We start from the raw sequence: 6434 nt of genomic DNA, 5'->3' as shown, positions 1-6434 counted from the left end.
CTGCTCGTAACGACAGAGAATCACAACCACAGAATTTTGCAACGGTTCCCAGCGGGGAGAAGGGGGAGGACGCCGCTGCCGTCTTTCCGGCTGGACAATCTGAGTGTAACTTTATAACAAATGTGACGTAACGTTATTACATAAACAATTGCAGGAGAATCCCATGCCGATCCAATTTGGAAACCCGATGCGGGCTGCCGCTGTGATGGCGCTCACGGCGCTGTCGCCGCTTGCGGCGCTGGCCGATGATCAGGCTGATCAGAAAGAGACGTGGCGGCTGTTTGTTGCGGATCATACGGAGCCGGTGGTGCGCGTGCTGGATGCGGCGAACGGCAGCGAGCTGGGGCGATTTGATCTCAGCGGCTATGCGGCCCTGTCGCTGAGCGACAGCGGCAGGAGCGTTTTTGCCGTGCAGGGCGATAAGGACCTGGTGCAGATCATTTCCTCCGGCATTGCGCTGTCTGATCATGGCGAACATCGCGATATCGAAATATCCGCTCCCCGGCTTTTGCCCGGCAGCATCAGCGGCCAGAAGCCGGGCCATGTGGTCACCCATGGTAATGATGTCGCGGTATTTTATGATCGGGGCGGCAAGGTGGATCTGTTCGGCGAGAGCGCGCTGCTCGACGGCAAGGGCGATGCCGTCAGCCTCGATACGACGGCTGCCCATCACGGCGTCGCCGTACCGATGGGACGGCATATCCTCGTTTCCGTGCCCAATATGGCGGTTGAGGTGAAGCCGGACGAACAGCCGCCAAGGCTGGGCTTGCGCGTTATCGACCGGGAGGGCAAGCAGCTGGGTGATGTCGCCACCTGCACCGGGCTGCATGGCGAGGCGTCTTCGGCGCGGCTGGTCGCCTTCGGTTGCGCCGAAGGGGTTCTGGTCGCCCGGCCGGATGGACTGAATGGCCCGAAGCTTGAGATGGTCGCCTATGGCGGCGATTTGCCGGAGGGTAAGGTCTCCACCCTGCTCGGCGGCCGCTCCATGCAGTTCTTCCTCGGCAATTACGGTGAGGACAAGGTCGTGCTGATCGATCCGGATGCGAGCGCGCCCTATCGCCTTGTCGAACTGCCGACCCGCCGTGTCGATTTCATCCTGGATCCCGCCAAGGTCCGCAATGCCTATATTCTCACGGAAGACGGCAAGCTGCATGTGCTGGATGTGGTCAGCGGTCAGATCGTCCGCTCCGCCGGCGTGACCGAGCCCTATAGCAAGGACGGCCATTGGCGCGATCCGCGCCCGCGGCTGGCGGTTGCCGGCAATCGCATCGCCGTCACCGATCCCCGCCACAGCCTGGTGCGGATGATCGACAGCGAAACCTTGACGGAAACGGCAACCATCCCGGTCGAGGGCATGCCCTTCGCCATCGTCGCGGCCGGCGGCTCCGGCGCTGTGCACTGAAACCGTAAAAGTTGCCGTGCGCACCGTATGCGCACGGCGATCTTGGGTGAGGTCAGCCGCCGCAACGGCTGCCAAAATTCGTCTGGTCGAGCACGCCGCCGTTGAGTGTCAGCACCGAGCCCGGCCCTTGCGTCAGCGAACCGCCAAGGCTGCCATCCCAGGAGGGATCGACCTTGCAATCGCGTGGGGTCCCCGTGACGGTGACGCCGCCCTTCAGATCCAGCGATGGTCCCATGAAGTAGAGCCCGGCGGTCCCTGCCTTGTCGATCGTGACATTGTCGAAGGCAATGTCGCTGATCGGCCCGCCGAGGAAGTCCCATTCGCTCCCGTAGATGAAGGCACCGTAGGTTCCGGCATTGGTGATCGCCACGTTCTTGAAGGCGATGCCAGAAACCGGGTTGAGGAAGATGCCGGCATTGCGCGTGCCGTCGATCGTCAGGCCGTCGACATCGACATTGGTGGTGACCGCCCCCTCCGGCATGCTGCTGGAGGTCACCAGCATCAGGCCATTGATGCCGCCCTTCAGGACCATATCGGTGATCACGACGTCGCGTGTACCCTGCAGCACGACAAGATCCATGTCGCGGTCCTGCATCGAATTGTCGATCGTCACCGTGTCGAGATTGACGTGATCGGCTGCCACGAACAGCAGGCCTTCGCGGCGCGACCGCGAGATCGTCACATGGTCCAGCGTGATGTTGCTGGCGGCATCGGTGATCACGGGCGGCCAGTCGCTTTCGTCGATGGCGCTGCCGGCAAACAGGCCATAGGTGACGTTGTCGATCGCGGTATCGCGGATCGTCAGGTTGTTGGTGCCATGGGCGCTGATGGCGGCATAGGGCGCCCGGTTCGGATCAAACACCGAAAATTCGCAGAGCGTGCTGCTTTCGCAGATGGTGAGATCGTGAATGCGCGAATTCTGGATGATGGCGCCATCCACGCCGGTCAACCGGATGCCGTCATGGCTGGTGGCGGAAATATCGACATTGTCCACCAGGAGGTTGGATGCGCCGGTCGAACCGATGCCGGCCAGTCCGCCGGTGATCGAGAGCGTGGAGATCGCGCTGTTGGACGCCATGGTCACGACATCCTCAGCCGGATTGTAGCCGGTCAGCGTTGTGGCGGCGCCGCGATTGGCAAACCAGCCTTCGCCGCCGCTGTCAGCGCCGCGCAAGCTGAGAACCCCGCCGCCACCCAAAAGGAGCTGGCCGTTGTTCAAGCTCAGCGATTGATCAAGCCCGATATTGCCATCGGCAAGGATCAGCGCGTTGTCGCCAGCCGCATCGATCAGGGCGTTGATTGCGGCCGCATCGCCGCTGGCGGCGGAAATGGCGGCGACATTGCCGGCGGTCTGGCCGGTGAGTTCGATCACCGCATTTTCAAGATCGCCCGTCGCGCCCCGATGGGTCTCAATGGTGCGGTTGCGCTCGACGCGTTGCGTCAGCGGATCGAACGGATCGCTCACGCCTGACGAAGCGCCGGTAGCGGATGTGCTGCCGAGCGGTATGCGCAGCCGTGCCATCGCCGCAGCCTTGAAATGGTCCTCATTGTCATAGGAGCCGGACGCGCCGATCGTCACCGTCGATCCGCCGGGAAGGCCGGGCAGGTCGGCAAAGGACAGTTCGGCGCGCAGCTTGGCACCCAGCTTGTCGTCGAGATTGTCGCCGCCGTAGAAATAGCTGCCGCCAAACACCTTCAGCTGTATCGCATCGCCTGCAGCCGTCAGCGGCACGTGGACACCGGCCTCGATGTCGCCGCCGCGGCGGGCGCGTTCCATGCCCTGGCGGAACATCAGCCTGCCACCGGCGATCTCGCCGCGGCCCATGCCCTCAAGCGCGTGATCGCTGCCGAGCGGCAGATAGATGTTGGCACGCGTTTCAAACACGGGCCCGAGCGCCTCCACCCCGAAGGACAGCTGGTGGAATGCGTTGTCATAGGCGCTGTTCAGATAGTCGTAATAGCCGTAGACGCCGACGATCCACTGATCATTGGCGCGCATGCGGTATCCGGCCCCCACCGAACCGCGCTGAACGCCACCCTCGATAAAGGCGCCCTGCGTATCGATGAACAGCGCATTGCCGGAATCAAGCAGGATCGGTAGTAAGAAGCCGCCGCTGGAGCTGGATGAACCGCTGCGCCAGGTGCCGTCGATTTCCACCGAAGGACGCCAATCGGCCGCGCGCAAGGGAAGTGGCGCGATACTCGCCGTGGCGAGCGCGTATACAAGAATTCTCTTATTTTTCAAAATAATAACCCCTGGACAGAAATCCGCAAGAGCGGACGTCCGGGCGGCGTATTATACATGACAAGAAGAGTCAACTTTAAGAATCAAAACGGTACAATCCGCCGCAGCCGCCCTGTTGAAAACGCAGCCGGGCGGCCCGCCTTGCAGTCACCCAACCAGTTTCAGGCCGATTCCCCAGGGGTCGATAAGCGAGACGGTATCGCCATTGCGCGTCACCGGAATTTCCAGTTCGTCGAGCTTGGTGACGGCATTCTCAAGCTTGGCCGGATCGTTGAAATGCACGGTATAGTCCGACAGGCCGGTCATGTTGGCTTGGCGTTTTGGTGCGCCGCGCGAGTTCCAGATATTGGCGCCGACATGGTGATGGTATTTTCCCGAGGCGAAGAAGCTGGCGCCGGGATAGGTGGCCATCAGGTCGAGGCCGAGCACATCGCGGAAGAAGGCGTTGGCCTGCGGAATATCCGAAACCTGCAGATGGATATGGCCGATCGCCGTGCCGCCGGCCATGCCGCCCCAGTTGTCCTTCGGCGCCTCGTCATACAGCGCCTGCAGGTCGAGCGGCAGCGTCGCCATCTTCACCATGCCGTCGTCAAGGTAGTTCCACTCGGCGCGCGGCCGGTCGCGATAGACCTCGATGCCGTTGCCTTCGGGATCGCCGAGATAGATGGCTTCCGACACCAGATGGTCGGATGCCCCCTGAAGCGGCACGTTGTTTTCAGCGATATGGGCAAGCCAGCGGCCAAGCTCAGTGCGATCAGGCACCAGGAAGGCGGTGTGGAACAGGCCGGGCGCATTTTGCGGGGCGATTGCCGCATTGCCCTGTGTCGTCAATGTCAAAAGCGGGCGGCCGCCGGCACCCAGCGTCTCGCCGCTTGCGGTTTTTTCGATCGGCTGCAGGCCCATGATCGTCTGGTACCAGGATGACACCATCGGCAGGTCGCGCACGACCAGATGCGAATGATCGACGAAGGCTGGCATGCGGATGGCGTGATCTTCGGTTTGAACGGTCATAGGCGTGCTTCCTGCCCTGGTTGTGGTGAGCGACCCTGCGGTGGCCAATGCGGTGGCCGAAACCGTCATGAACGTGCGCCTGTTGAAGCTGGTCATCGGTCGCGTCCTGTATGATGGCCTGTCTGATTGTCTTGACCGTCTATATGGCGCGCGCGCGGCGTTCACGGAAGGGGCCGGGTTGAGGATGTACTGTTCTCAACCTGTTGACAATCGCCTGCGACCGCATGGCCGATTGTGACTTTGGCTTCGCCACACCTATATTGAATCATCCGCGCGAAGCGGCGGGGATGCCGGCCTGCACGGCGGGCCGTCCTATCCTGCAGCCGGTGCGGCGAACCCGAGGAGACAGTCATGTATTCGAGAATTATCGTGCCGATCGCCATGGATCAGCTGGAGCACGGCGAGAAGGTTTTGACGCGCGCCCAGTCGCTGCTCGATGACGGCGGCGAGATCATCCTGCTCAACGTTGTCGAGGATCTGAATGCCTATGCCCAGGGCTATATGATCGTCGATTTCCCGCTGGAACTGATCGAGGCCTCGCGCGACCACGCGAAAAAGACGCTGACCGGCTTTCTGGAAAAGTATGGCGTCAAGGGCCATGTCGAGATCCGCATCGGCGGTGCCGCCGGCGTCATCAACAGCTTTGCCGAGGAGGCGAAAGCAGACCTGGTGATCATCGCGTCGCACCGGCCGGGACTGATCGATTATTTCATCGGCTCCACCGCCACCCGCGTCGCCAGTCATTGCAAATGCGCCGTGCTGATCGACCGCTGAAGCGCCTGCTGTTGACACATGATCCATCCACCGCGCCCGCAAAGACGCGGCGGATGGCAGCTTGATCCGGATCGTCCGATGTCGGCCTGTCGCAAATGTTGATTTCGTCTGCCGCCATTCGGTCTTTAACAGCCTGTCAAAATGTTATGCTTATCTGGCTTGCCGAAGGCGCCGCTTGACGGCAGACTGCGGTGAACCTCCGGGTTGACGCATCGGCTTCAAAAGCCGGTGGAATGATGAATGAAGAAGCCCGGCCGGATCGGCTGTTGAGAGGCGTGCATGGAAATCAAGGGCATCAAATGGAACTACGATCGCTCTGAGCTGATCGCCGATGGCGTCGTTCATGGCGTCGGGCTTGCCTGTGCCCTGATCGGCGTGACCGCGATGATCTTCTATGCCAGCGTCTGGAGCACGTCCGGACAGCTGGTTGCCGCCTGGATCTATGGCGCCGGCCTGGTCGCGACATTGTCGATTTCGTTTCTCTACAATCTCTATCCGGTGTCGCAGACCAAGTGGTTCCTGCGCCGCTTCGATCACTCGTCGATCTACATCCTGATCGCCGCCACCTATACGCCCTTCCTGCAGCGCGGCTGGGACGATCCCTATCTGTTCGGCATGCTGATCGGCATCTGGTCGATCGCCATCGTCGGCGTTTTGATCAAATGCGTCTTTCCCGGCCGCTTCGACAAGCTGGCGATCCTGCTTTACCTCGCCATGGGCTGGAGCGGCGTCTTTGCCGCCGGTCCGCTTCTGTCGCAGCTGACCGAAACCACGCTGATCCTCATCCTGATCGGCGGCATCATCTATTCGCTCGGCGTGATCTTTCACGTCTGGGAAAAGCTGCGCTTCCAGAATGCGATCTGGCACGGCTTCGTCGTCACCGCCGCCGCCGTGCATTATTCCGCTGTTCTTACCTGTATCAGCAGTGCTGCCAGCTGAGCGGGGACGGGGGGTGGTTCGGGTGTAGGACCGTCCTGCACACCGTCAGTTCGGCGCCTTCGG

Annotated in this window: 5 protein-coding genes; 3 read left to right on the top strand and 2 right to left on the bottom strand. The window is 61.6% G+C overall.

Features of this window, described 5'->3' with window-relative positions; genetic code table 11:
- Positions 1–187 precede the first annotated feature (187 nt).
- Entirely contained in the window at positions 188–1402 is a 1215-nt protein-coding gene (gene aztD, locus ASD32_RS20740) for a zinc metallochaperone AztD (protein ID WP_156383274.1), read from the top strand.
- A 52-nt stretch (positions 1403–1454) separates the two neighbouring features.
- Here aztD and ASD32_RS20735 read toward each other — a convergent pair whose 3' ends face one another.
- Positions 1455–3647: a right-handed parallel beta-helix repeat-containing protein gene (locus ASD32_RS20735; protein WP_082546850.1), complete on the bottom strand. Its 2193-nt coding sequence runs from the start codon at positions 3645–3647 to the stop codon at positions 1455–1457.
- Between the two features lie 147 nt (positions 3648–3794).
- Positions 3795–4658 (bottom strand): VOC family protein, encoded by an 864-nt coding sequence (locus ASD32_RS20730; RefSeq protein ID WP_060639959.1) that lies wholly within the window; start codon positions 4656–4658, stop codon positions 3795–3797.
- Positions 4659–5009: 351 nt separating this feature from the next.
- On the opposite strand from ASD32_RS20730, the gene ASD32_RS20725 reads away from it, so the two are divergent.
- A complete protein-coding gene (locus ASD32_RS20725) occupies positions 5010–5432 on the top strand; it encodes a universal stress protein (protein ID WP_060639951.1) in 423 nt (140 codons plus the stop codon).
- 279 nt (positions 5433–5711) lie between these two features.
- Complete coding sequence (locus tag ASD32_RS20720) at positions 5712–6371, top strand: hemolysin III family protein (protein ID WP_060639950.1); 660 nt, start codon at positions 5712–5714, stop codon at positions 6369–6371.
- Positions 6372–6434: the final 63 nt, after the last annotated feature.

Origin of the sequence: Rhizobium sp. Root483D2 (assembly GCF_001426685.1) — a bacterium.
Classification (GTDB): domain Bacteria; phylum Pseudomonadota; class Alphaproteobacteria; order Rhizobiales; family Rhizobiaceae; genus Pararhizobium; species Pararhizobium qamdonense.
Note: the sequence above shows the minus strand (reverse complement) of the source record. Positions and strands in the feature narration are given on the sequence as shown.